This window comes from Methylomonas sp. BW4-1 (assembly GCF_052474385.1).
Genome location: NZ_CP184125.1, coordinates 354,981 through 379,695 on the forward strand (window position 1 = coordinate 354,981; position 24,715 = coordinate 379,695).

Consider the following 24,715-nt stretch of genomic DNA (forward strand, 5'->3'; position numbering starts at 1 on the left):
CAGAGAGAACTCATATGTGCGGCATAGTCGGTATTTTCGATATTACAGGTGCTAGTGAAATAGACCGCAACTTGTTGTCGCGGATGAACGAATCCCAGTTTCACCGGGGGCCCGACGAAGGCGGTTTGCATACCGAGCCTGGTTTGGGTTTTGGGCACCGCAGACTGTCTATTATTGACTTGTCCAGCGGTCAACAACCCATGCATAGTCAGGATGGCAATGTAGTGTTGACTTATAACGGCGAGGTCTACAATTTTCCGGAATTGCGAGAAGAATTGGAGGCATTGGGCTTTAGTTTCAGGACGCATTGCGATACAGAAGTCATTCTCTATGCTTGGCAGGCTTGGGGTGAGTTGTGCGTGGAACGCTTGCGCGGCATGTTTGCATTTGGAATTTGGGATAGGCCGCGGCAGACCTTATTTTTGGCTAGAGATCGTCTCGGCGTAAAACCGCTGTTTTATGCTGAATTAAGTAACGGTCAGTTCATTTTCGGTTCCGAACTGAAAGCATTAAAACAACACCCTTTACTGCCAAAAAATGTTGACCCTACTGCGGTAGAGGACTATTTCGGCTTTGGCTATATTCCCGATCCAAAAACCATATATAAAGGTGTTTACAAGCTTGAGCCTGGATATTGTTTAACGATTAAACGAGGACAGAACGGTTTTCGACCTAAACAATATTGGGATGTTAAATTTCAGACGGCCTCTGTGGGCAACGCAGTAGAAGCCGGTGAAGAGTTAATCGAGCGCTTGCGCGAGGCTGTGAAAATTAGAATGGTCGCTGACGTGCCATTGGGGGCATTTCTGTCTGGCGGCGTCGATTCCAGTGGTGTCGTGGCATTGATGGCTGGACTATCCAAAGATCCGGTCAATACTTGTTCGATTTCCTTTGGCGATCCTAAATTTAACGAAGCGCAATTCGCCGCTCAGGTTGCGGACCGCTATCACACTGCACATAGAGTCGAACAAGTCGATCCCGAAGACTTTAGTTTGATTGATCAATTGTCCGGTTTGTATGACGAACCCTATGCCGACAGTTCTGCGTTACCTACTTACCGGGTTTGCGAATTGGCCAAGAAGCAGGTGACCGTGGTGTTATCTGGCGACGGCGGCGACGAGAATCTGGCTGGTTACAGGCGCTATCGCTGGCACACCTATGAAGAGAGGATGAGGGCGTTATTGCCTGATGCGTTGCGGATGCCTTTGTTCTCTGCCTTGGGCAAGGTATATCCAAAGCTGGATTGGGCGCCCAAGGTATTAAGGGCAAAAACAACATTCGAGTCTATTGGTAGAGATTCGATGGCAGGTTATTTTCACAGTGTCTCGGTGCTCTCCAACGGCATGCGCAGCCAATTATTTAGCGATAGTCTAAAGAGCGAGTTGCAGGGTTATCAAGCTATTGAAGTATTCCGTCGGTATAGTCAGCAAGCCCCTGATCATCCATTGTCAATGGTGCAATATTTGGATTTGAAAACTTATTTGGCTGGAGATATTCTGACTAAGGTTGATCGGGCTAGTATGGCCCATGCCTTGGAGGTTCGGGTGCCGTTGCTAGATCACAAGTTAGTGGAATGGATGGCAACCTTGCCACCTAATTTAAAATTGCATGGGCGAGAAGGTAAATATCTATTCAAGAAGGCATTGGAACCTTATCTACCTAATGATATTCTTTATCGTCCCAAAATGGGTTTTGCGGTGCCATTAAGTAACTGGTTTAGAGGGCCATTAAAGGGGCGTGTGCAGCAGGCATTGCTGGGGGAAACTCTGAAAAGCACAGGGTGGTTCGATGACGCTTATTTGCATCATTTGGTTACTCAGCATCAGTCCGGGCTGCGCGATTACAGCGCGTCAATTTGGTCATTGCTGATGTTTGAAGCGTTTATTCGAAATAGTTAAATGATCTACTTTCAAATTCTGGATCTGTACCTGTGTGCAATAGACAGATACAAGGTATTTTGCTAGAGTGCGAACCAATTCAAAGTTTAATTTAAGAGGGTTCCAGATGAACAGAATAGATGAACACAAACGTACTGCAGAAGAATCCCAGAACGTTGGTAGGTCACTTGATAAATCCAGAAGGTCTTTCGCGAAAGCAGGTGTGATCGCGCCGGTTTTAATGACACTCACCAGTAAGACCGCTTTAGGCAGTGTTTATCAATGTACCATCTCAGGAGTGCAATCAGGCAATGTGTCGAGTCATTCCGAGGATATGTCGGTTTGTAGGGCTGGACATACAGCATTGGCCTGGAGTGGTAATGTCGACACCGTTGACGTAAATACCCAATCTGGCACCCGTCCGAATATCAACGACTGGATCACCGCGAGAATCAATCCTTTTTTGGTGAGTAAATCGTGGCCGAAAAACACCACAAACTATACTTACAAGTATTACAAATCTAATAGTTGGGTAAACGCTTCAACATCTGCCCAAATTAAGATGTGTCAACTGATAGTCAATAACTTTCCTAAGACAAGCACCAATGTAGATAGCTCAGGAAAGACCACAGAAACGTATGGTGCAACTACTTTTTCATCCGTATTTGGTTCTGCGTCGGCTACAACCACGTTTTTTGAAACATTGCTTTATAGTCCTAGTGTGGACATCCGCGGAGCCGCTAGTGTTGATTATCTCAACGCTATTTTAGGGTTAATACCTGATGTTAGCGCCGAAGACATCAAAAAACTTTACCTTCTGGGAATTAATTCAGCAAACACTTTTTATGACGGGAGTTTGTTAGTTTCTAATTCTGAAGCGGCTAAGGAGTTACTTAGAAGTCTGGTTCCTCTTTAATTTGTGGCTTGGACTCTTTCCTCAAGTTTTCCTGTTCAGATAGCATTGCTTGATAAGCAGGCCATAGTTTTTCATCACGGTAGTGGAGAAACTCATCGTTTAGATGAGGAGGCGAGCTTAATATTATTGACAATTATGCATTCTCAAGCACCGATTAGTGAATCAGCCTTGCTAGGTATGGCTATTGATGCAGGGCTGCAGAGAGTTGATCAGCAATCTTTAGCGAGCATATTAGGCGTGTTGCAGAGCATTCAAGTTGTTGAAAATATATAAATATTTTGCGCGGACCTAATTCCACTTCATCTTTGATAGCGTCTGGGCAGTTTGTTATCAGGATTGGCCCTTTCTCCATTAGAATTCATTCTGCTATACCGTCAGTTCAGCAGGGTATCTTTGAGCTTTACTCTGCCTATCCGATATTACCCCCAGATACTTTTTGCGACTTTTATGTCCGCTTAATTCAGCCTGCGGGCGTAAGACGTTTCTTTCGCAAACAGGTACTATTTGCCTTTGATCAATTTATTCCTTTCAAGCCTTTGCCGTATGCGCAGGCATTTCCATTCTTTGAATGGGGGTTGAACTGGTGTATATCCGGTTACTCACACCGGTTTCTAATTGTTCACGCCGCCGTGGTGGAACGAAACGGTAAAGCATTAATTTTACCTGGTGCTCCGGGGTCAGGTAAGAGCACATTGTGCGCAGCATTAATCAACAACGGTTGGCGACTATTATCTGATGAATTAGCTTTGGTGAATCGAGCAACCGGGTATGTTGCTCCGGTGCCGCGTCCAGTTAGTTTGAAAAACGAATCTATATCGGTGATCGCGGATACTTTTCCATTTTGCCAATTCAGTCCAGTTGTTCACGATACTTTGAAAGGATCGGTTTGTTTGATGAAGCCGCCCTCCGAATCGGTGTCAAAAGCTGACCAAACCGCCCTGCCATGCTTGGTTGTATTTCCGAAGTATCGAGCGGAATCATCCTTGAGTTTATCTGCGGTGCCAAAGGCTGAGGCGTTCATGCGGCTGGCGGACCTTTCATTCAATTACAGTGTACTAGGTGCGCAGGGTTTTGAGACCATGTTGGGTCTGGTAAACAGCTGTCAGGCGTATGATTTCATTTACGATGGCGATTTTAACCATGCGTCTGATTTATTTGTGCAATTATTGGATGATGTACGCTAGAGAGTCGTATGATGCCTGATTTGTTGAATGAATACTTGATGCTCAAGGCGAAAGATAGTATTGACTCGAATTCCGATTGGGAGCTGTTGTTAAGGCAAGCAAGGAGCGCTGGAGTATTGGCCAGACTGGCATTTTTCCAGAAAAAATTTCTACTATTCAACCCGCCACAGCATTTTGCATATCACCTCGATTCAGCCGAGACTTATTGGTTGTCTCAAAAGCGCATCGTCAATTGGGAGCTGCATAACCTGTTGCAGGTCTTTAAGCTTTTGAATATTCGGTTGATTTTGTTGAAGGGCACCGCTTATTCGGCATCCGGATTGAATGCTGGTTTGGGGCGCGTATTCAGCGATATTGATATACTGGTGCCGAAGACTCAGTTGAAACAGGTCAAAGATGCGTTGAAATGGCATGGATGGCTTCCTGAACCGATGGATAATTACGATCAGCGCTATTACGAGCAGTGGATGCATGAATTGCCGCCGCTTAGGCATATCAAGCGTGGGACTTCGCTGGATATTCACCACAATATACTTCCGCAAACCTGTAATTTATACCCTGATGCCGAGTTGTTGCTAAAAGCCGCTGTCAAGATAACCGATACCGATTATTGGGTTTTGGCCCCTGAAGATATGGTTCTCCATAGCGCCAGCCATTTATTCTGGGGCGGAGAGTTTGAAAATGGTTTGCGCGATTTGAGCGATATAGATTTGCTTCTCCGCGAGTTTAGTGGCAACGATCCGGGTTTTTGGGACAACCTGCATAATCGAGCAGAAATGTTGGGATTGGGTAAGCCCTTGTTTTACGCCCTCCGCTACGCCACTAAAATATTGGGAACCCCGATTCCTGATAGTGCCATTGAGGCTTCTACTATCTATGCGGGGCGCGGAAAAAACCGAGTTATGGACTATCTTTTCTTGCAAGCCCTAAAGCCACACCATCGTAGCTGCGCGGATAGCCTGACCGGCTTTGCTCGTTGGCTGTTGTTTCTTCGCTCGCATTGGTTAAAAATGCCCTTGCATATACTAGTGCCGCATTTAATCAGAAAGGCTTGGTTTCGGCTGGCCGACAATACTAAAAAAACATAAATTATGGCAATCATGTCGAACCAGGCAAGTTGCCAATAGGAACATTCCTTAACCCGTTCTTGACATGAAGATATTACATATACTGGATCACTCCATTCCTTTGCACAGCGGATACACCTTCCGTACTCGTGCGATTCTCGAACAACAACGCAAACTGGGATGGGAGACGTTTCACGTCACATCCGCCAAACATCAAGTCGCGGAAGCTCCTGTAGAAACCATTGATGGACTGACCTTTTATCGATCTGTTATCCCGCAAGGTTTGGCAGCGAAATTGCCGGTTTTAAATCAGTGGACCATCGTACAGTCGTTGGCGGAGCGGTTGGATGAAATTATTCCGCAGATCAAGCCGGACATTCTGCACGCCCATTCGCCCGCGTTGAACGGGCTTGCGGCATTCAAAGTAGCTCAGAAATATGGGCTGCCGTTGGTCTACGAATGCCGGGCATTTTGGGAAGATGCGGCCGTCGATCATGGCACCACCCGAGAAGGTAGTTTACGTTACCGATTGACTAAGGCTTTGGAGACGCATGTTTTTAAGCATGCCGATGCGGTGACGACTATTTGCGAGGGTCTGCGCCGGGATATTATCGGGCGCGGAGTCGCGGCGGACAAAATTACCGTGATTCCCAACGCCGTCGATATAGAGAAATTTACCTACGGCGAGGCCGCCGAGCCAGATTTGCAAGCAGAGTTGGGTTTGAACGGCAAAATTGTGCTCGGTTTTATCGGTTCTTTTTATGCTTATGAGGGGTTATTGCTATTGCTGGATGCATTGCCGGCGATTATTCAACAACAGCCTGATGTGCGCTTGTTGTTAGTGGGCGGAGGGCCGCAACAGCAACAAATCTTGCAGAAAATTGAGACGCTGGGCTTGCAGGATTGGGTCATTCTGCCCGGACGTGTCGCTCATGATCAAGTGCAGCGCTATTACAATCTGGTCGATATCTTTGTTTATCCGCGCTTGGCGATGCGCTTAACGGATTTGGTCACCCCTTTAAAACCTCTGGAAGCGATGGCGCAAGGCCGATTGTTGGTGGCGTCGGATGTTGGTGGGCATCATGAGTTAATTCGAGACAGGGAAACTGGCTATCTCTTCAAAGCTGGAGATAAAGCAGCTTTGGCGCAAGCGGTGTTGGCGGTCCTCGATCAGCAAGATCAATGGGAGCAAGTTCGGCGAGCCGGCAGGCGCTATGTCGAAGAAGAGCGTAATTGGCAGCGAAGTGTCAGTCATTATCAGGCTGTTTACGGCAGGATAATGGCGGGTAACGATGGCAGATAACTCGCCAAGGCTGATTGTTTTCAGTTCTTTGTATCCCAGCCGTGTCAGACCTAACGCTGGCGTTTTTATTCGCGAGCGTATGTCCAAAGTGGCCCATCATTGTTCTTTGATTGTCATTTCCCCGGTGCCTTGGTTTCCACTGCAAAGCCTGATTCAATGGTTTAAACCGAATTACCGGCCGCAACCGGATAAGTACGAAAATCAAGACGGTATTTCTGTCTATTTTCCGCGCTTTTTGTCGATACCCGGAATCGGACGTTCTTGGGACGGTTTTTTTATGGCGCTGTGTAGTTTGGTGATTTGTCGTCAGTTAAAAAAGAGCTTCGCATTTAATTTGATCGATGCACACTTCGCATACCCTGACGGGTATGCTGCCACGTTACTCGGTAAATGGTTTAAGGTGCCGGTCACCATCACTTTACGCGGCACAGAAGTGCCTTTGTCTAACATTCCCAGTCGCCGCCAACGATTGTTGAGAGCCCTTAATGATGCCGCCCGAGTATTTTCGGTATCGGATTCTTTAAAGCGACACGTAGTGAATTTAGGCGCCGACGCGCGGAAAATACGGGTGGTGGGCAACGGTATCGATACCGCAAAATTTTTTCCTGTCGATAAGAAACAGGCGCGACACGCTTGGCAAATTCCTGAAGACGTTCAGGTCTTGATTTCGGTCGGCGGATTGGTTGATAGAAAAGGCTTCCATCGGGTGATCGAAATTTTGCCGGCATTAATCGAAAAATATCCGAGATTGCTATACTTGATCGTTGGAGGCGCTAGTCCGGAAGGCGATATTCGTAATCGCCTGGAGCAGCAGGTTGAAACGCTTAATCTTCGTCAGCATGTTCGTTTTCTGGGGGCGATGCCTGCCGAACAATTGCATGGTCCCTTATCGGCGGCTGACATATTCGTGCTAGCGACCGCTAACGAAGGTTGGGCAAACGTGTTTCTGGAAGCCATGGCTTGCGGTTTGCCGGTGGTTAGCACCGATGTTGGCGGCAATCGCGAGGTGGTTGCTGATGAAACGCTGGGCACTATCGTGCCGTTTGGGGATGCAGACGCATTATTGTTAGCGCTTGATGATGCTCTGCAGCGGCAATGGGACCGGCAAGCTATTGTAAAGTATGCGGCTGATAACTCTTGGGATAAGCGGGTGGATATTTTGTTGGCGGAATTTAAAAAACTGGTGGAATCATGAGCTTTTACACGTCTTTTTGTTCAACGGTGATTTTTCCGCTTCACGAAGCCTTAAAAAAGCACACTACCGTCGAGGTTAGGAGCGGCATGGAGCGCAGTCAGTGGCTAAAACCCGACGAGATTAGACAGTTGCAATTGCAACATTTACGCGCTTATCTGCAAGACGTACAAATTCATGTACCTTACTACAGGCAGTTGTTCGCTAACTTGGGGTTTGAGCCGGCGAACATCGATAGTGTGCAAAAATTAGCCGAGCTACCGTTGTTGAGTAAGCCGGAAATCAGGCAACATCTTGATGAAATGAAAGCCGACGATGCTCTAAGGCTCGCGCGTTTCAACACTGGCGGTTCCAGTGGAGAGCCATTGATTTTTTACATCGGTAGCCGCCGAGTTAGTCACGATGTCGCAGCAAAATGGCGAGCCACTCGTTGGTGGGGTGTCGATATAGGCGATCCGGAAGCTGTAATCTGGGGGTCTCCAATTGAACTAGGTGCGCAGGATAAAATTCGCCTGTTACGCGATAAATTGTTGCGTACGCATCTGATTCCAGCGTTCGAAATGTCGTCGGAAAAGTTGGATGGCTTTGTTCGACAAATCCAGCAGATTCGCCCGAAAATGTTATTTGGTTATCCTTCTGCATTGGCTCATATTGCCAGTCATGCTGAGAAGAGGGGCGTGGCATTGAATAATTTGGGGATTAAAGTGGCTTTCGTGACATCGGAACGGCTTTACGATCACCAGCGGACAAAAATAGAAAGCGTGTTTGCTTGTCCGGTCGCGAATGGTTACGGTGGGCGTGATGCCGGCTTTATCGCGCATCAGTGTCCCGAAGGCAGTATGCATATTACCGCTGAAGACATTGTCGTCGAGATTGTAGACAAACAAGGCCAGCTTTTACCTAATGGGGAGCTCGGTGAAATTGTGGTTACGCATATGGCGACCAGAGATTTTCCATTTATTCGGTATCGTACCGGCGATATGGGAATATTGTCGGATAAAATTTGTGCCTGCGGGCGCGGACTACCAGTACTGGAGGATATTCAAGGTCGAACCACCGACTTTGTAGTTGCTCAGGATGGAACGGTATTACATGGCTTGGCATTGATTTATGTGCTGCGCGATTTAGAAGGTGTTGATTCATTTAAAATCACCCAGGATAGTTTGGATAAAACCACCGTGCAAATTGTTAAAACCCTTAAATATCAAGCTGCTTACGAACAAAAAATCATCGACGAATTTAAAAAACGTTTGGGACAAGCAGTTACTATCAAGATCGAATACACTGATTACATTCCCAAGGAACGCTCAGGAAAGTTCCGTTATGTGATCAGTCACGTCAAGGCTTAATTACACCTACCACTATGACAAAATTTGCGGGATGGATGGGGAGCGGTCTCCAGAAAGATGAATCTATCGCCTTGCTGGGGCAAATGACGGCGGCAGATTCGACATTTAGTGTTCGGCATGGTCAGAACTATGCCTTTTCAAACACCGCCACCGATATTGCGGACCGTAATGGGACGTTGTTGCTTGCCCCGCAATCCGGTTCGCGATTAGGTTGCTCACAGGGTTTGTTGGATGCCTATTTAAGTCGCGGCGTCGATTTTTTAGTCGGTTTGCCGGAAGCTGATACCTTGCTGCTTATTGATACCAATCAGCAGCTACTGATGTTGGCTACCGATCCGATCGGTCTCAGTAACATCTATTACGCAGAAATTGCCGACGGCCTAATATTTGGCTCAAGTGCTGATTTTGTAGTTCGTCATCCTCAGGTCAGTAACGGCATTGCGCCGCAAGCGGTATTTGATTACATCTATCTCAACCATTGTCCCAGCCCCACAACGATTTATCGGCAGGTTAAAAAGCTGGAAGGCGGGCAATGCCTGGTTTATCACAACGGACGAATCAGCTTAAAACGCTACTGGCTACCGGTATTTCATGAGCAATCCTGCGATTTGCAGCAAGCCGGCCTGGAATTGCAGCAGCAGTTGATCGAAGCGGTTAGAGGTATGGCCGATACCGAAGACAACACCGGTGCGTTTCTGAGTGGCGGGCTAGATAGTTCCAGTGTTGCGGGAGCCTTAGCTAAGGTATTTCCAGGCAAGGCGAAAACCTTTTCGATGGGTTTTGACGCTGACGGCTATGATGAAATCGAGTACGCCAATATTGCAGTGCAACGTTTCAATACGCGGCAACACCAGTATTACGTCACTCCCGAGGATACCGTTAATGCCGTGCCGGCAATAGCGGCTTACTACGATGAGCCGTTTGGGAATGCGTCGGCCTTGGCAGCGTATTATTGCGCGAAGTTGGCTAAGGATCATGGTGTTGACCGTTTGCTCGCGGGGGATGGGGGGGACGAGATTTTTGCGGGTAACGAGCGCTATGCCAAGCAAATGTTATTCGAGAGTTATCATCGCCTGCCAAAATTCCTCAGCGCTGGCCTCGAAGCAACATTAAATAACTTGCCGGATATAATAGCCAAACAGAAACTACTGTTTAAGGCAAAACGCTATATCGATCAAGCGAACGCAGCGATGCCAGACCGCTTACAGGACTACAATTTTTTGCATAGGCATGCTGCGGCAGACATTTTTCAAGCTGATTTTTTAGTGGAAATTGATGCTTCTGCGCCCTTACGCCAGTTTAGGGAAGACTATTGGCGGCCGGAGTCTGCTAGTACCTTGAACCGTATGTTGTATCTGGATTGGAAAAATACGCTCCACGATAACGATTTGGTCAAAGTCAATAGAATGTGCGAAATGGCAGGCGTTGAAGTCTGCTACCCCTTGTTGGATAGACGCATTCTCGACTTGTCTTGCCGAATTCCTTCGAATGACAAGTTGCGAGGGCAAAAGCTGCGCTGGTTTTACAAGCAGGCTATGACGGATTTCCTTCCGGAGCGGATTATCAACAAGCCCAAGCATGGCTTTGGGTTGCCTTTCGGCGTTTGGCTGAAGGACCATCAGCCGCTTAAGCAACTGGCTTATGGAGCAATAAATGATTTGAAGCGGCGCGAGTTTTTTAAACCGGATTTTTTGGATCATGCTATCGAGATGCATCAAAGTGTGCATGCCGCCTATTACGGTGATTTAGTGTGGATGTTGATGATGCTGGAGCTTTGGTTTGTCGGTAAGAGTTTGTAGTCAACCATCCCTGAATTATTTAGCGATTTATAGGGGTGACAAAAAACGTCAGTTATGAACAAAAACTACTTTTTTGATAAGGTTGTGGCTACAGGAATATTGCCTAATTTTATTTGTAAGAGCGTTGTGTAAGGCTTTGAAATGTATGTGGAACAAGCTTAATTTTATCGTTTTATTTTGTTCGAAAGATAATTGGCATTCTAATTGCTAATAAGCCTGAGAGTTTTAAGTTCCGTTCATCATAAAAAAGAAGGTGGTTATGAATAAGCAAATGCAAAAAGTACAACAAGGTTTTACCTTGATCGAGTTAATGATTGTGGTAGCCATTATCGGTATCTTGGCTGCCATCGCGATTCCGGCATATCAAGATTACACCGTTAAATCCAAAGTATCGGAAGGTCCAAGTTTGGCCTCTCCTGCTATGACCGCTGGTGGCGTATCTTGCAGTGAGCAGAGTTTGTGGGTCAGTGGGGCAACACTAACGAATGGGTATTTTGGCATCCTCCCAAAAGCTCAAATCGTCGGTAACTATGTTAAGTCCGTTGAGATTACCTCAGCTAGTCCCTCAACTGCCAGGGTGACCATTGCCTATAAAACCATTGGTACATCGGTTAATGCTGATCAAACCATGACGTTTCAGGGTACCTGCACCGTTGGTGTGGGTATGAAGTGGGCTGTATTGGCTAGTGGCGCAGGAAGCTCATTACCCCAAAAATATCTGCCTAAACAGTAGAAACTTTATTCAAATGGATTGCAAAAGGGGCTTAGGCCCCTTTTGTTTTTAAGCGTCTTTATGTGTCTTAACTACTCCTATGATTTTGATGAGAAGCCCGAAGGAAACATCTTGGCATTTGTACCTTTCTATAGGACTTCTAGCGATAGCAATATTTATTGTTTATTTCCCTGGGAGCCACGGGCCTTTCTTAGCTGACGATTACCCTAACATCGTTGACAACGCTGGTGTTTCGCTTAACACACTCTCTGTCCAGGAGTTGGCGGCGGCTTGGAGTGCCAATACAAGCGGTCCAGCCAAGCGACCTCTTGCCAGTCTAAGTTTTGCGCTAAATTATTTTTACGCGGGACAGCAATTTGACCCAGTCCCATTCAAGTTGGCCAATATTGGGATCCACGTCATCAATAGCTTTTTAGTTTTCTTGCTAAGTTGCCAACTGTTTCAGATTGCCTCACCTAATTCTCCTGTTCGAAAACTAGCTTTTCTTTCCGCGCTAATTTGGGCGGTACACCCGTTACAACTGACTTCTGTGCTGTATGTCGTCCAGCGTATGAACAGCATGGCCTGCATGTTTATGTTGAGCGGATTTTTAGTGTTTTTAAAAGGTAGGTTACAGCTAGAAAAGCCTGCTGGCCTGCTGTTTATGGTGCTGGGCTGTGTGCTTGGTACAGGCTTAGGGGTTTTATCCAAGGAAAATGCGTTGCTTTTGCCGCTATTGATTTTTGTCAGTGAAGTAACCTTGTTACCGCCGATCCCAATAGCGTCCCGCTTTAAAGTGTACAGCTATTACCTTGTCACCGTCATATTGCCGGTATTGTTTGGCTTGGCGTACTTGCTGACTCATCCGGAATATGTGCTGGGCGGTTATTTGACGCGCGAATTTACGCTGGCAGAGCGTTTAATGTCCGAAGCCAGAATACTGTTTTACTATCTGGGATTGCTGTTCTATCCGGATAATACCCAGCTCAGTTTGGCGCACGATGATTTTGTTTTGAGCAAGGGCCCGTTTCAGCCTTTTGGTACAGTGCTGTCGATTGCCGGTATTGTAGTGTTGATAGTGGTAGCAATCTATAGCACTTGTCAAAACAAAACTCGTTTTTTGAATTTTGCGGTTCTTTGGTTTTTTGTCGGACACGCTATGGAGTCCACTATATTTCCTTTGGAATTGATATACGAGCATCGCAATTATCTGCCCAGTATCGGGATTGTTTTAGCGCTAGTGGCTTTGTTGTACGAGCTACTAACGAAGCAAATCAGCAGTAGGCTACTCAATGGATTGTATGTCTGTATCATTGGCAGTCTGGCTTTGGCTACGCATACCCGTGCCGCAATCTGGTCAAATCTCGACAGTTTTAGTTACTTTGAGGTGCGTAATCATCCCGGCTCCGTGCGGGCCAATAGCGCTTATGCCAACAATCTCGAACTCAAACGCGGTCCCAACGCAGAAACCTATCAGTATTATCTGACAGCCTCCAAACTAAACATTTTTGAAGTGTCAACCTTGATTGAGATGTTTATGGAACTCAACAGATTGATAAATTTTCAAGGTGTAGCTAAAGATCAAAAATACGCTGCGTTACCTGTGCGATACGATGAACCCTTGGTTCTTGATGTTAAGTATATGGAAACGTTGAGAGATTTGGTGCACAAGGAAGTCCTGCATAGAATATCGGATAAGTCTCATCCGTTGCGTACCATGGATTCGATACGGACTGCTGCTACTTGTTTGATCAATGGGGATTATGAATGCAAAACGATTGCAGCAAATGTTTTGGAATGGTCAGACGCTGCGTTGATGCAGCCAAACTTCACCGATAAACCGATGATGCATCTTATCAAAGCAAAGGTCTATTTCACTCAGGGGCAAACAGAAAGCACATTTGAGGAAATGGATAGAGCTATTGCGCTGGATCCAAATAGAATGTATTTCCGTGCCGAAAAAGCCTACTTGTTTATCGAGTTAAAGGAATACGACAAGGCGGAGGATGTAATCCGTGAAGCTGAATTGCTGGGTGTGGCAAATGGTTTTGATGCGAAGGAATTTCAAAAACTCAGAGATGCGATTGTTTATAAAAAAGCTATCGCTCAGACTCCAAAAGCCATAATTTCGCCCTCCGATATTATTCAGCATCCCTAGGTCAAATTCACTAAAATACACGCATAGATTTTCAATCTGATTTGCTTGCATTAGCTTAATGCTATTCGAGTTTGAGCAAATTGCCACCAACAGCCCTCAAAGCCTGGGATTATGCGGATACTCAATATAGTCTTCAAAAATATCAATTCACTGGAAGGCGAAGGCCGAGTCGATTTCGAGCAAGGACCTATCGCCGACAGCGGTGTGTTTGCTATCACTGGTCCCAACGGTTCCGGCAAGACCAGTATCCTTGATGTCATCACGCTAGGCCTATACGGTGAGACTTTTCGTTTCGACAAGCCTGCCGAGCATGTAATCACCAAGCAGGCAAACGATAGCTTCGCACAGGTTGAATTTGCTTTAGATGGCGAGAGGTTTCGTTCCTCATGGCAGGTAAAACGGCCTGCTGACGCAAATCAAGATCAGGTTTTACAGCCGGAAATGAGCTTGACTAAGTTAAACGATGATTCGGAGTTACTCGCCAGGACACCAAATACAGTACGGACCAAAATTGCCGAGTTGACGGGCATGGACTTTCATAAATTCAGCAAATCCATGGTTTTGCCGCAGGGCGACTTTGCGGCTTTTCTAAATGCGCTGGATAGCGAGCGCATGGACATTCTGGAAAAAATCAGCGGTACCCAGATCTATGTTGAGTATCGGCAGCGGACTGAAGGTAACTTTCATACATCGCTCAGTCGTTTAACGCAACTACAACAGGATATTGATCTGATTCCTTTACTCAGTCCGGAAGCCTTGCAAGCCGGTGAGCAAGACTTACAGGATTTCAAGGATCAAGTTGCTGAGTTAAAAAACCAACAAAAACAGTTGCAACAGCAACTATTTACAATCGAAAACATTCACTCACTAGAAGGACGCCAAAGACAACTTCTCGAACAGTCAAAGAAAGTTGATGCGCAAATTAAGCTGTTACAAGACGATTTACAGAAAATTGCCGATTGTCGGCAAGCGACGCAGTTTCGCGAAGAAGTAATTTTATTGGACGGTAAGCAGGGACAGATTGTCCAGAGTCAGGCGACCTTGGATGCTTATCGTCAGGAGCTGAATGCGCTACAGCGCCAACTTGGCGAAGACGTCAGTAACGCAATCGTCCCAAGCCTGAATGGTAAAAGCGTAGAGGAGCAAAAACAGGCTATTGACGCGCTGAAATTGAAAGTGGGGGATCTGAAGCTTGAGTTGCCGCGTGAAGCCGAACTGGTGCAGACGCTGCAACAACAATTGGACGAAAGAAAGGCCAGTCTTGCGGAAATAGACGGCTGGTTGCAAGATCATCAGGTGGATGCTAGTTTGCAGTCTGACTTTCCCGACGTGGTGCAGTTACGTAATCTCCGGACAGAATTGGCGGAGCTGGCCGGTAAGCAGAAGACACAAGCAAATTGGACTAAAAACACGACTGCGGCGCTGAAAAAAAACCAGACTGCTTTGCGCGATACTAAAACGGCGGTTGCCGATTTGAATGAGCGTATTGAAGCTGCACGTAAAACCCTACTGGAGTTGGCGCAAGGTAAAAGTTTCGAGGAGTTGAAGGAGTTACTGGTAGAGCAGCAAGCACGAGTCAATGATTTTCAGGAGCTGCACTCGCTGGCTGCGGTTAACGCCAAATTTACCAAAAAAAGTTTTTTTAGTTGGTTCTCTCGTAATAAAGTGCCGGAACTGCCCGATGAGACCCGCTTGCAAGCCAGGCTGGATGCGCTGCGAGACGAGATGGATCGTGAAGAAAATATCGGCAAAGCCTTGGAGCAAGCTGTGCTTAATGAGGCATTGCTGAAAAAATTTAGCGGTGATCGCGGCAAGTTAGTTGATGGTAAACCGTGTTTTTTATGTGGCTCCTTAGATCATCCCTATGTTTCTAAACCGCCAATCCAAACCAACTCTAAAAAAGCCTTAGTCGATCAGCGCGGCAAGATGCAGGCCTTAAAAGCGGCTATCGATAGTGTCTCCGGGCAGTTGGCAGTGGCAAAAAAGCAAGGTAGTCAATTGTCAGCTCGGCAGCAAAGATTGCAGCAAATGCGCTCGCAATGGTTGGTTTTGAGCAACCGTTTAAATGCCGTCAGTGCAGAGTTGGACATCAACAATTTGTCTTTGCAAAAACGCTTGTGGGACGCAGAAGCCCAGGAGTTGGAGAAAATCAAAAACCTGGTCAATGATCACGCGCAGTTACAGCGTAATGTGGCTAAGTGGACGGCCGAGCTAGAAGCCAAGCAGGCATTGGTAGAAAAATTAACGGCGTCGGTGGAGCAACTTGATGCCACTTGGCGTAACCGGCCGCAGGAATACATCGAATCGGAACAGCTTTTCGCTAGTCGTACGGCGGAACAAAAGGTGCTTGTTGATAAACTGGAAAAGCAGTTGGCTTTATTGGGTGAGAAGCTACCTGGAAAAGGCAAAGAAAATATAGTCTTCGATAAGCTCAATACCCGGCGCCAGGATTACCAAATCCGCGAGTTACGTCAGAAGGGCTTGCTGGAGGAAGTTGCTAGCTTGCAAGATAGACTGCACGCTAGTCAGGCAAAAATAGCCAGTTATCAGGAGCAGATGGCAGACGCTTTGACTAGCTTGCAAACGGAAGAATCGCTGGGTTTGCATCTAGTTATCCTGGAGAAGCAAAAACTCATCGTCGAATTGGAGCGGCAAATAGCCACCCAGCAACTTGAACTAGATGCAATGCGGCGAGTATTAGCTAATAAAATTGCGGGTGGCGTTTTTACTGATGTCGATAGTTTGCGGTCGGCTTTAGAGCTGATCGATAGGCGGGCTGAAATTGAGCAAAAGCTGGAACAGCAAAATACGCAATTGGCAGCAATCGACGAAGAACTGGCTAAACTGTCAGCCGATTTACAAAAGGAATTGGCGGTTATGCCGTCCGATTTAAACGAAGCCGATCTTTTGGCAATCCAACGCCAGCTATCCCAGAAAATCGATATTGCCGAACAAGAAGTGGCTACGTTGGAAACTAAGCTGGATAAACAGTCAGCTTATCAAGAAAAATATCAGAGCCTTCAGGCGCTTTTGGCTGAGCAAAGGGTGATACATGCACAAGCCGAAGCGGAAATGAAGTTGATTAACGACGAGCAGGGTGGTTTCCGGCGGCGTATTCAACAGTTGTTGGTGGATAATTTGTTGTCGCAAGCCAACCGGATTTTGGAAAAACTAAGCGGACGTTACTATATTCGCAGTTTGGCCAGTGATAATGGCTTGGCGCTAGAGGTTGAAGATACCAAACAAAAAAATCTACGGCGATTGCCGAAAACCTTGTCTGGTGGCGAGAGCTTTGTGGTGAGTTTGGCCTTGGCTTTGGCGCTAGCCGAGATTGCCAACAACGGTAAGGCGATCGATTCACTGTTTCTGGATGAGGGCTTTGGTAATTTAGATGCGGAAGCCCTGTATTTGGCAATGAGTGCCTTAGAAGGCTTGAAGACTCAAGGGAAAACGGTCGGTGTAATTTCCCACGTCGAAGGGGTAAAAAAGCGCATTAAAACGCAGATTGAATTGGTAAAAAAAGCCAACGGTATGAGCGAGTTGAAGATGGTTGCTTGATCTGACGGTGGAGTAGGTGAACGCTCCACCACAAAATTAAGTAATTAATTGCTGGGGCGGAAGGCTTTGCCGTAGGTGGTTTCCGCGTTGAAATTGTCCCAAACATATAAAGGATAGACGATGGGCTGCGTAGGGATTGGCGAGGAAACCAAATCCAGCACGCCGACGCCGATTCTTCCTCCCATATTCAATAACCCTTTAAAAGTACCGCCGATAAAGCCGTAAATAACATTGCTTTGATTATTGATTAAAATAATGTTTTTTGGTATTTCCAGGGAAGATGTGGTGATGTTGGCGAGGCCGGTAGTCAGTTTTCGCCCGAAGGTTTCGCCATAGGTTTCGGCCTCTTCCGCTAGGCTTGGCAAGCTGGTCATTAGAAAAGCTGCGAATAAAACAGTGGTCAGGGCGCGAGTATTTCGATTCATAACTGATCCTGTATATGAGAATGGATTTGAGAATCTGTTGGTCGAGTCGGATTTACCGCTTCGACCGACAATCGCTCGAAAGTATAGCAGAGCCCTGAACTGTTTACTTTTTCAACGCCTTGGCAAATGCACTGCTCATGCTGTTCTGTAGCGCGGGTTGTTGTTTGGGTTTATGAGCAGTTTTTTGCGGTTTTTCTTTTGGAATAATCTCACCGGCATCCACGTTTTTTCGCATGCTTAGAGAAATACGCTGGCGTGCTACATCCACTTCCAGTACACGTACTTTTACCATATCGCCGGTTTTTACGACGCTACGCGGATCTTTAACAAAGTCGTCCGCTAGGTGAGAAATATGCACCAAACCGTCTTGATGTACGCCAATATCAACAAAAGCACCGAAATTGGCGACGTTGGTCACGACGCCGTCTAAAGTCATACCGGGTTCAAGATCAGTAATTTTCTCCACGCCATCCTTGAATTGCACGCTTTTAAACTCCGGACGCGGGTCGCGGCCGGGTTTTTCCAGTTCCTGCAATATATCCGAGACGGTGGGAACGCCAAAATTGGCGTTGGCATAGTTTGCCGGATTCAGGCCGCGTAAAAACTGGCTTTGGCCGATCAAGTCGCGGATTGATTTGCCCGTATCATCAAGAATTGCATTGACTACCGGGTAGGCTTCAGGATGTACGGCAGATGCGTCTAGCGGGTTGTCGCCGTTCATGACTCTGAGAAAGCCGGCGGCTTGTTCGAACGCTTTATCGCCTAGGCGCGGCACTTTTTTCAATTGATTGCGGTTCGCAAACGGGCCATTCGCATCGCGAAACGCAACGATGTTTTCGCTGATGCTGCTGCTAAGTCCAGATACTTGTTTCAGCAAAGCTACCGAAGCTGTGTTTACGTCTACGCCGACCGCGTTCACGCAATCCTCTACCACGGTATCGAGCATTCGAGCCAATTGCACTTGGTTAACATCATGTTGATATTGACCAACGCCTATCGATTTTGGATCGATTTTCACCAGTTCCGCCAGTGGGTCTTGTAGCCGGCGGGCTATCGATACTGCGCCGCGTAATGAGACGTCGAGGTCTGGAAACTCCTTAGCAGCCAGTTCCGATGCCGAATATACCGACGCGCCGGCTTCGGAAACTGTGATTTTTTGAAAATTAAGGTCTTTATGTTGCTTCATCAAGTCTGCAACCAATTGATCAGTTTCCCGAGAAGCGGTGCCGTTACCGATACTCACCAGTTGTACTTGGTGCTGCTTGATCAATTTAGCCAGAACTGCTATCGATTGATCCCACTGGTTCTTAGGTTGATGTGGGTAAATGGTTTCTGTGGTCAACAGCTTGCCGGTTGCGTCAACCACAGCAACTTTGACACCTGTGCGAATGCCGGGGTCCAGGCCCATGGTCGCTTTGGGACCTGCTGGCGCCGCCAGCATCAAGTCGCGCAAATTGCTGGCAAACACTCTAATGGCTTCTTGCTCGGCGGCTTCGCGCAGTCTCAGCTTTAGATCCATATCGATACGGGTAAATAATTTGATTTTCCAGGCAAAGCGGGCGGTTTCGGCCAACCAGGCATCGGCGGGTTTTTCTGTGTCTTTAACTTGCAGGCGTTGACTAACGAATTGTGAACATAACTGATGTTCTTCTTGATCCAGTTCCGCCGGTTTTAGGGTTAAGGACAGTAAATCCTCGTTACGACCGCGGAACAAGGCCAAGGCACGGTGCGACGGAATCTTATTGATCGCTTCGCTATAGTCGAAATAATCCTTGAATTTGGCTGCCTCTGCTTCCTTGCTGGTCACGACGCTAGCGTGCAGAATGCCCTTGTTCCAAACACGTTCGCGCAATTCAGCAAGTAGTTCGGCATCTTCGGAAATACGCTCCATGATGATCTGACGGGCGCCCTCCAGGGCCGCCGCGACATCCGCGATACCTTTTTCAGCATCGATATAGCTAGCTGCGATTTGTTCGGGGATTAGGTCGCGATTATCCAGGATGGCGTCGGCTAATGGTTCAAGACCGGCTTCGCGAGCAATTTGCGCTTTGGTGCGGCGTTTAGGCTTGTAGGGCAGGTATAGGTCTTCCAGAAGCGTTTTGGTGTCGGCGTCGAGTATTGCTAGTTCCAGTTCCGGGGTGAGCTTTCCTTGCGAGCGAATGGTGTCGAGAATTGAGTCGCGGCGGCTGTTAAGTTCCCGCAAATAAATCAATCTTTCCTCAAGATTTCGCAATTGCGTATCGTCCAGGCCACCGGTTACTTCTTTGCGATAGCGGGCTATGAAGGGCACCGTGGCGCCATCGTCCAATAGGGCGGCTGCGGCGGCGACTTGTTGCGGCTTAACTGAAAGTTCTTCGGCAATGCGTTGGATAACGTCCATCTGTAGCTTAAATAAAATTGGTATAAAGGCCCAATTCTACATTAGCGTGGGTTCTTGAAAAAGCGAACTATCAGAAATGGAGTGAGAAACTTGCGGGCACAAAAAAGGCGCCAGCTGAATTCTCAGCTGGCGCCTAGATTGCTAAGCAAAAATTATTTTGCTTGGCTTAAAACGTCGTTATTAAAATCTTTATGCTTTGCCAAAACTTGGGCTTCAGCTTGGGCAGAAGTTTCGCCGCTGTATTTGAGATGTTTGGTTTCATCCGCTTTCAGCAAAACGACGCCAGCAATAGCAATTGCAGTAACAACAGCAACTACAGTAAAGGTATTGTCTTTTTCTTGTTCAGCCATTTTTATAATCCTCATCTTGTTGTTGTAATAATTAGCCCTAAAACGGGGCAACTCGAGTTGTATGTCGAAATTAGTATTATTGTTGGTCGACGGTGCATTTTTTACACTCAAAACTGTTTTGTGTCAAAACAATATTTTTGCGATTATTCGTTTTGACTGATAGGTGTTTTGTTTTTCTAATAAAATCAACTTATTATGGGCTTTTCTTTTGGCTGAAAAGTATCCGGTTTTGATGTGATGCTGTTGCTGCGTATCTGTTTCGGCGTGGCTTGCTATGCATTTATGCCGTATGCCCGAAGCCTGCATTGCGGCGGCAAGTCGAGAAATATTGCGGGAAATTCCTATCGTTTGTCGAGTGTTCTGCGGGGCGATGAAGGGAAAGGAGGTATGGTTAACCTCGGTCATCGTGCAGGTTGCATGATAGGATTGGAATTTGAATCTGGCAGTCTGTTTGTTCTTACGGCGTTGTGTTGTTCGAATGGAGGCGGCTCGAAAATAATCTTTAGCTAAATTTGGGGTACTCATGCTTAAACACATACATCTTCTTTTCGTGGTAGTTTTGGTGGTCAGCTTTATTGGGCGAGTGGTGCTTGCCGAGCTAAAGCCAGCCCTGTTGGAGCAGAAATGGCTAAAAATTGGTCCGCATGTTATTGCGAGTTTGGTCTTGTTGACCGGATTTGTCTTGGTTTTTCAAGGAGGTTGGTTATCAGCAGAATTTGCTTGGATCGTAGCCAAGCTATTGATGTTGTTAGTTTACATTGGCTTGGGGATTGTGGCGATTCGCCAATCGGGACGTTCGCGATGGTTGGCTTTTGGTGGCGCATTGATTTGTTTGTATTACATCTCCAAGGTTGCTGTGACTAAGCAGGTTTTTTTCTTTTTTTAAGTGTTGTTCTATGCGTTGGAGTTTGCCCGCGAGGTCTTGTGTTTCTTAGAGAGTAGATAAATTTGGCTTGCGAAAAATAGTTATTGACAGATGGTGAAATTTGTATACTAACGAAAAAAGCTTGTCAAAGCGTTTTTATTCGGATAACCTCAAACCTCCTGTCAATACTCAACGTAAGGAGGGTAGGATGCGAAAAACGAAATTGACGGCAATATTATTGCTTTCAGCGAGTCTAGCGTCTTTTAGCTCTGTAGGTTTAGCGAAAACAGAAAGGAACGGTTTTCTTTCCCTTGAACAAAGCGGCGTCGCATCGTATTACAGCGACAAATTGCATGGTCAGCGGACAGCAAACGGTGAATTTTATGATAAAAACGCATTAACTGCGGCTCACGCTAGCTTGCCGTTTGGTTCTTTGGTGCGTGTCGTTAATCTTAGTAATAATCGTAGTGTCGAGTTGCGGATAAATAGCCGCGCTCATAAAGCCAATAAGCGGCTGCTTGATGTGTCCAAAAGGGCGGCCAGCGAGCTTGGTTTCATCCAAGCAGGCTTGGCGAAAGTCAAACTTGAAGTTCTGCGCGTAGGCGACGCCTAAGTTGCCTGTAGTGATGTAATTCGGTCTACGGGCCGGATTACATCGTACTCGCTTATTCTGAAATCTCTCAAACTTACTTGTTAAGCGGTTTCTTTAATCGCTTTAAAACCGATGTCTGTTCGGAAATACACATCCTGCCAGTTGATTTGTCTGCATAGCTCGTAGGCTTTTTCTTGGGCTTGGGCGATGCTGTCGCCCAATGCACACGCGCATAATACTCGGCCTCCAGCTGTGACTACTTGGCCTGCAACTTGTTTGGTGCCGGCGTGAAACACCTTAAAATCTTCACCAATATTGCCCGGTAATCCGCTGATTGGATGGCCTTTGGCGTAATCGTCGGGGTAACCACCGGCTGCGAGTACGACACCCAATGAAGGGCGTTCGTCCCACTCCGTAGTCGTATGATCAAGTTGTTTATCTATGGCCGCCAGACAAAGTTCAACCAAATCGCTTTTTAAACGCATCATGATCGGTTGGGTTTCCGGATCGCCAAAGCGGCAGTTGTATTCCAACACTTTGATACTACCGTTTTTGCCTATCATTAATCCGGCATAGAGAAAGCCGGTATATTCGTTACCGTCTTCACGCATACCTTGCAGAGTGGGCAAAATTACCTCATTCATGACACGTTGGTGAATCTCCGGCGTCACCACAGGTGCGGGAGAATAGGCCCCCATGCCGCCGGTGTTGGGGCCTTGATCGCCGTTGTCGCGGGCCTTGTGATCTTGAGAGGTGGCCATGGCCAAGGCATGCAAGCCGTCGGCGATAACGATAAAACTGGCTTCTTCGCCATCCAAAAATTCTTCAATCACCACCCGGTGCCCGGCCGTGCCAAACGTATTGCCGGCTAACATGTCTTGAACCGCGGCAATTGCCTCTTGTTCGGATTGGGCGACGACTACGCCTTTACCGGCTGCCAAACCATCGGCTTTGACAACGATGGGTGCGCCATTTTCGCGAATATAAGCGATTGCCGGTTCAACTTCTGTAAAACTTTCGTATGCGGCTGTGGGGATGCCGTGGCGGATCATAAAATCCTTACAGAAGGATTTGGAGCCTTCCAACTGCGCGGCTTGAGCAGTCGGCCCGAAGCACTTCAAACCAGCGGCGGAAAATCGGTCAACGATGCCTTTGACTAAGGGTACCTCCGGTCCAATTATGGTGAGCTCTATGTCTCGGGCTTGAGCGAAGTTTAGCAAACCTTCAATATCGTCGGCTTGAATGTCGGCATTGTCAATGCCGTGTTCCAGGGCAGTGCCAGCGTTACCAGGCGCAACGTAAACGTTGCCGGCTTTTGCGGATTGCCTGACTTTCCAGGCCAAGGCGTGTTCTCGGCCGCCACTACCTACGATCAAAATGTTCATATAAGGTTGTCCCGTATTAATGTCTGAAATGCCGCATGCCGGTCAATACCATTGCGATATTGTGTTCGTCGGCGGCGGCAATCACTTCTGCATCGCGCATCGAGACCGCCTGGATGAATAACTGCGGTTATGCCGGCCGCCGCTGCTGCGTCGATGCCGTCGCGGAACGGAAAAAAGGCGTCTGAGGCCATGACCGAGCCGGGCACGGTTAATCCTTCGTCGGCGGCCTTGATGCCGGCGATTTTTGCCGAATAAACTCGACTCATTTGTCCGGCGCCAATGCCGATGGTCTGGCCGTTTTTGCCGTAAACGATGGCATTGGATTTAACAAATTTAGCGACTTTCCAGACGAATAATAGGTCCGCCAATTCTTGTTCAGTTGGTGCGCGTTTGCTGACTACTTTCAAATCGGCAGCGCTGATCTTGCCGGTATCCTTGTCCTGAGCTAATAAGCCGCCTGTGATGCGTTTAAAATCTAAAGCTGATTCATGGGTATTTGTCCAATAGCCGGTTTCCAGCACCCGGACGTTCTGCTTTTTAGCCAACGCCGCTTGCGCACCCGCTGATATGGCCGGCGCGATGATCACTTCGACGAACTGGCGTCCTGCGATTTCTGCAGCAGTCTTTTCGTCCAATTCACGGTTGAAAGCGATGATGCCGCCAAAAGCGGAAGTCGGGTCGGTCGCGTACGCCAGATTGTAGGCGTCGAAAATGTCACCGCTTACCGCAACGCCGCAAGGATTGGCGTGTTTGACGATCACGCAGGTTGGTTGGTCGTTAAACGCTTTGACACATTCCAATGCCGCATCGGCGTCAGCAATATTGTTGTAAGACAATGCCTTGCCTTGTAACTGTTTGGCAGCGGCTATGCTGCCGGCGGGTGGATTTTTTTCACCATAAAAAGCCGCGTTTTGATGGGGGTTTTCGCCGTAACGCATGCTCTGCAGGCGGTGGAATTGCAGATTTAGGGTTTCCGGGAAATCGCCGCTATCGACGACTTTGCTCAGGTAAGCGGCAATCATCGTGTCGTAACGCGCGGTATGCTCGAAACTCTTTAGCGCCAATTTAAAACGGGTGTCGTGGCTTAGGGCGCTGGCATTAGCTTGTAACTCGGCCAAAATTTTCGGGTAATCGACCGGATCGACAACGATAGCCACGTCACTATGGTTCTTGGCTGCGCCCCGGATCATGCTTGGGCCGCCAATGTCGATATTTTCAATCGCGGTTTCCAGATCGCAATCGGGTTTTGCGACAGTTTGTTCGAAGGGGTACAAGTTGACCACCACCATATCGATAGCTTTGATGCCGTTCTCGGCCATCACGGCGTCATCAATGCCGCGTCGACCCAGAATGCCGCCGTGAACTTTGGGATGTAGGGTTTTAACGCGGCCGTCCATCATTTCCGGGAAGCCGGTGTAGTCGGAGACTTCGGTAACGGCAATATCATTGTCGGCCAGCAGTTTAGCCGTGCCGCCGGTAGATAGTAGCTCGATGCCCAGGTGGTTTAGTTCTCGGCAAAACTCCAGAATACCGGTTTTGTCGGAAACGCTGACCAAGGCGCGGGTCACTTTTTTATTTATGCCCAAAGTGGGATTCATGCAAA

General features: G+C 47.3%; 19 protein-coding genes and 1 pseudogene. 14 read left to right on the top strand and 6 right to left on the bottom strand.

Annotation, left to right across the window (positions count from 1 at the left end; translation table 11 throughout):
* The first annotated feature begins 14 nt into the window (after window positions 1-14).
* The 12 genes from ACH5Y9_RS01550 (at window position 15) to ACH5Y9_RS01605 (ending at window position 17,115) form a co-directional block, all read left to right on the top strand.
* The gene (locus tag ACH5Y9_RS01550) at window positions 15-1,898 is read left to right on the top strand and encodes an XrtA/PEP-CTERM system amidotransferase (RefSeq protein ID WP_445368268.1); all 1,884 of its coding nucleotides are present in this window, start codon (window positions 15-17) and stop codon (window positions 1,896-1,898) included.
* A gap of 106 nt (window positions 1,899-2,004) precedes the next feature.
* The gene (locus ACH5Y9_RS01555; RefSeq protein WP_445368269.1) at window positions 2,005-2,793 is read left to right on the top strand and encodes a hypothetical protein; all 789 of its coding nucleotides are present in this window, start codon (window positions 2,005-2,007) and stop codon (window positions 2,791-2,793) included.
* Window positions 2,794-2,796: 3 nt separating this feature from the next.
* Complete coding sequence (locus tag ACH5Y9_RS01560) at window positions 2,797-3,066, top strand: hypothetical protein (RefSeq protein WP_445368270.1); 270 nt, start codon at window positions 2,797-2,799, stop codon at window positions 3,064-3,066.
* 5 nt (window positions 3,067-3,071) lie between these two features.
* Window positions 3,072-3,977, top strand: a complete 906-nt coding sequence (locus ACH5Y9_RS01565; protein ID WP_445368271.1) for an HprK-related kinase A — start codon at window positions 3,072-3,074, stop codon at window positions 3,975-3,977.
* Between the two features lie 8 nt (window positions 3,978-3,985).
* Complete coding sequence (locus tag ACH5Y9_RS01570) at window positions 3,986-5,065, top strand: nucleotidyltransferase domain-containing protein (protein ID WP_445368272.1); 1,080 nt, start codon at window positions 3,986-3,988, stop codon at window positions 5,063-5,065.
* A 64-nt stretch (window positions 5,066-5,129) separates the two neighbouring features.
* Window positions 5,130-6,347 carry a TIGR04063 family PEP-CTERM/XrtA system glycosyltransferase gene (locus ACH5Y9_RS01575; RefSeq protein WP_445368273.1) on the top strand — a complete coding sequence of 406 codons (1,218 nt, stop codon included), beginning with the start codon at window positions 5,130-5,132 and terminating at the stop codon, window positions 6,345-6,347.
* A 79-nt stretch (window positions 6,348-6,426) separates the two neighbouring features.
* Window positions 6,427-7,542, top strand: a complete 1,116-nt coding sequence (locus ACH5Y9_RS01580; RefSeq protein WP_445368274.1) for a glycosyltransferase — start codon at window positions 6,427-6,429, stop codon at window positions 7,540-7,542.
* A complete protein-coding gene (locus ACH5Y9_RS01585) occupies window positions 7,539-8,888 on the top strand; it encodes a phenylacetate--CoA ligase family protein (RefSeq protein ID WP_445368275.1) in 1,350 nt (449 codons plus the stop codon). Before ACH5Y9_RS01580 ends, ACH5Y9_RS01585 begins: the two co-directional genes overlap by 4 nt.
* A 35-nt stretch (window positions 8,889-8,923) precedes the next feature.
* Complete coding sequence (locus ACH5Y9_RS01590) at window positions 8,924-10,687, top strand: asparagine synthetase B family protein (RefSeq protein WP_445368276.1); 1,764 nt, start codon at window positions 8,924-8,926, stop codon at window positions 10,685-10,687.
* A 259-nt stretch (window positions 10,688-10,946) separates the two neighbouring features.
* On the top strand, window positions 10,947-11,420 hold the full coding sequence (locus ACH5Y9_RS01595) for a pilin (RefSeq protein WP_051669704.1): 474 nt from the start codon (window positions 10,947-10,949) through the stop codon (window positions 11,418-11,420).
* Between the two features lie 79 nt (window positions 11,421-11,499).
* Window positions 11,500-13,557 carry a hypothetical protein gene (locus ACH5Y9_RS01600; protein WP_336643843.1) on the top strand — a complete coding sequence of 686 codons (2,058 nt, stop codon included), beginning with the start codon at window positions 11,500-11,502 and terminating at the stop codon, window positions 13,555-13,557.
* A gap of 111 nt (window positions 13,558-13,668) precedes the next feature.
* On the top strand, window positions 13,669-17,115 hold the full coding sequence (locus ACH5Y9_RS01605) for an SbcC/MukB-like Walker B domain-containing protein (protein ID WP_445368277.1): 3,447 nt from the start codon (window positions 13,669-13,671) through the stop codon (window positions 17,113-17,115).
* A 44-nt stretch (window positions 17,116-17,159) separates the two neighbouring features.
* On the opposite strand, the gene ACH5Y9_RS01610 is transcribed toward ACH5Y9_RS01605, so the two are convergent.
* The 4 genes from ACH5Y9_RS01610 to ACH5Y9_RS01625 form a co-directional block, all read right to left on the bottom strand.
* The gene (locus ACH5Y9_RS01610; RefSeq protein ID WP_033155672.1) at window positions 17,160-17,540 is read right to left on the bottom strand and encodes an exosortase system-associated protein, TIGR04073 family; all 381 of its coding nucleotides are present in this window, start codon (window positions 17,538-17,540) and stop codon (window positions 17,160-17,162) included.
* Between the two features lie 103 nt (window positions 17,541-17,643).
* Window positions 17,644-19,920, bottom strand: coding sequence for a Tex family protein (locus ACH5Y9_RS01615; RefSeq protein ID WP_445368278.1), 2,277 nt, complete (start codon window positions 19,918-19,920; stop codon window positions 17,644-17,646).
* A gap of 152 nt (window positions 19,921-20,072) precedes the next feature.
* Window positions 20,073-20,270, bottom strand: a complete 198-nt coding sequence (locus ACH5Y9_RS01620) for a hypothetical protein (protein ID WP_033155670.1) — start codon at window positions 20,268-20,270, stop codon at window positions 20,073-20,075.
* A 123-nt stretch (window positions 20,271-20,393) separates the two neighbouring features.
* Complete coding sequence (locus ACH5Y9_RS01625; protein WP_445368279.1) at window positions 20,394-20,795, bottom strand: hypothetical protein; 402 nt, start codon at window positions 20,793-20,795, stop codon at window positions 20,394-20,396.
* Here ACH5Y9_RS01625 and ACH5Y9_RS01630 point away from each other — a divergent pair.
* Together ACH5Y9_RS01630 and ACH5Y9_RS01635 are read left to right on the top strand one after the other, a co-directional pair.
* Window positions 20,794-21,156 carry a SirB2 family protein gene (locus tag ACH5Y9_RS01630; protein ID WP_033155669.1) on the top strand — a complete coding sequence of 121 codons (363 nt, stop codon included), beginning with the start codon at window positions 20,794-20,796 and terminating at the stop codon, window positions 21,154-21,156. The two genes, ACH5Y9_RS01625 and ACH5Y9_RS01630, sit on opposite strands and share 2 nt — an antisense overlap.
* 187 nt (window positions 21,157-21,343) lie before the next feature.
* A complete protein-coding gene (locus ACH5Y9_RS01635) occupies window positions 21,344-21,748 on the top strand; it encodes a septal ring lytic transglycosylase RlpA family protein (RefSeq protein WP_033155668.1) in 405 nt (134 codons plus the stop codon).
* An 80-nt stretch (window positions 21,749-21,828) separates the two neighbouring features.
* Here the strand turns inward: ACH5Y9_RS01635 and purD are convergent, their stop codons facing one another.
* On the bottom strand, window positions 21,829-23,112 hold the full coding sequence (purD, locus tag ACH5Y9_RS01640; RefSeq protein WP_445368280.1) for a phosphoribosylamine--glycine ligase: 1,284 nt from the start codon (window positions 23,110-23,112) through the stop codon (window positions 21,829-21,831).
* 16 nt (window positions 23,113-23,128) lie between these two features.
* A pseudogene (gene purH, locus ACH5Y9_RS01645) lies at window positions 23,129-24,710 on the bottom strand (bifunctional phosphoribosylaminoimidazolecarboxamide formyltransferase/IMP cyclohydrolase).
* Window positions 24,711-24,715 lie beyond the last annotated feature (5 nt).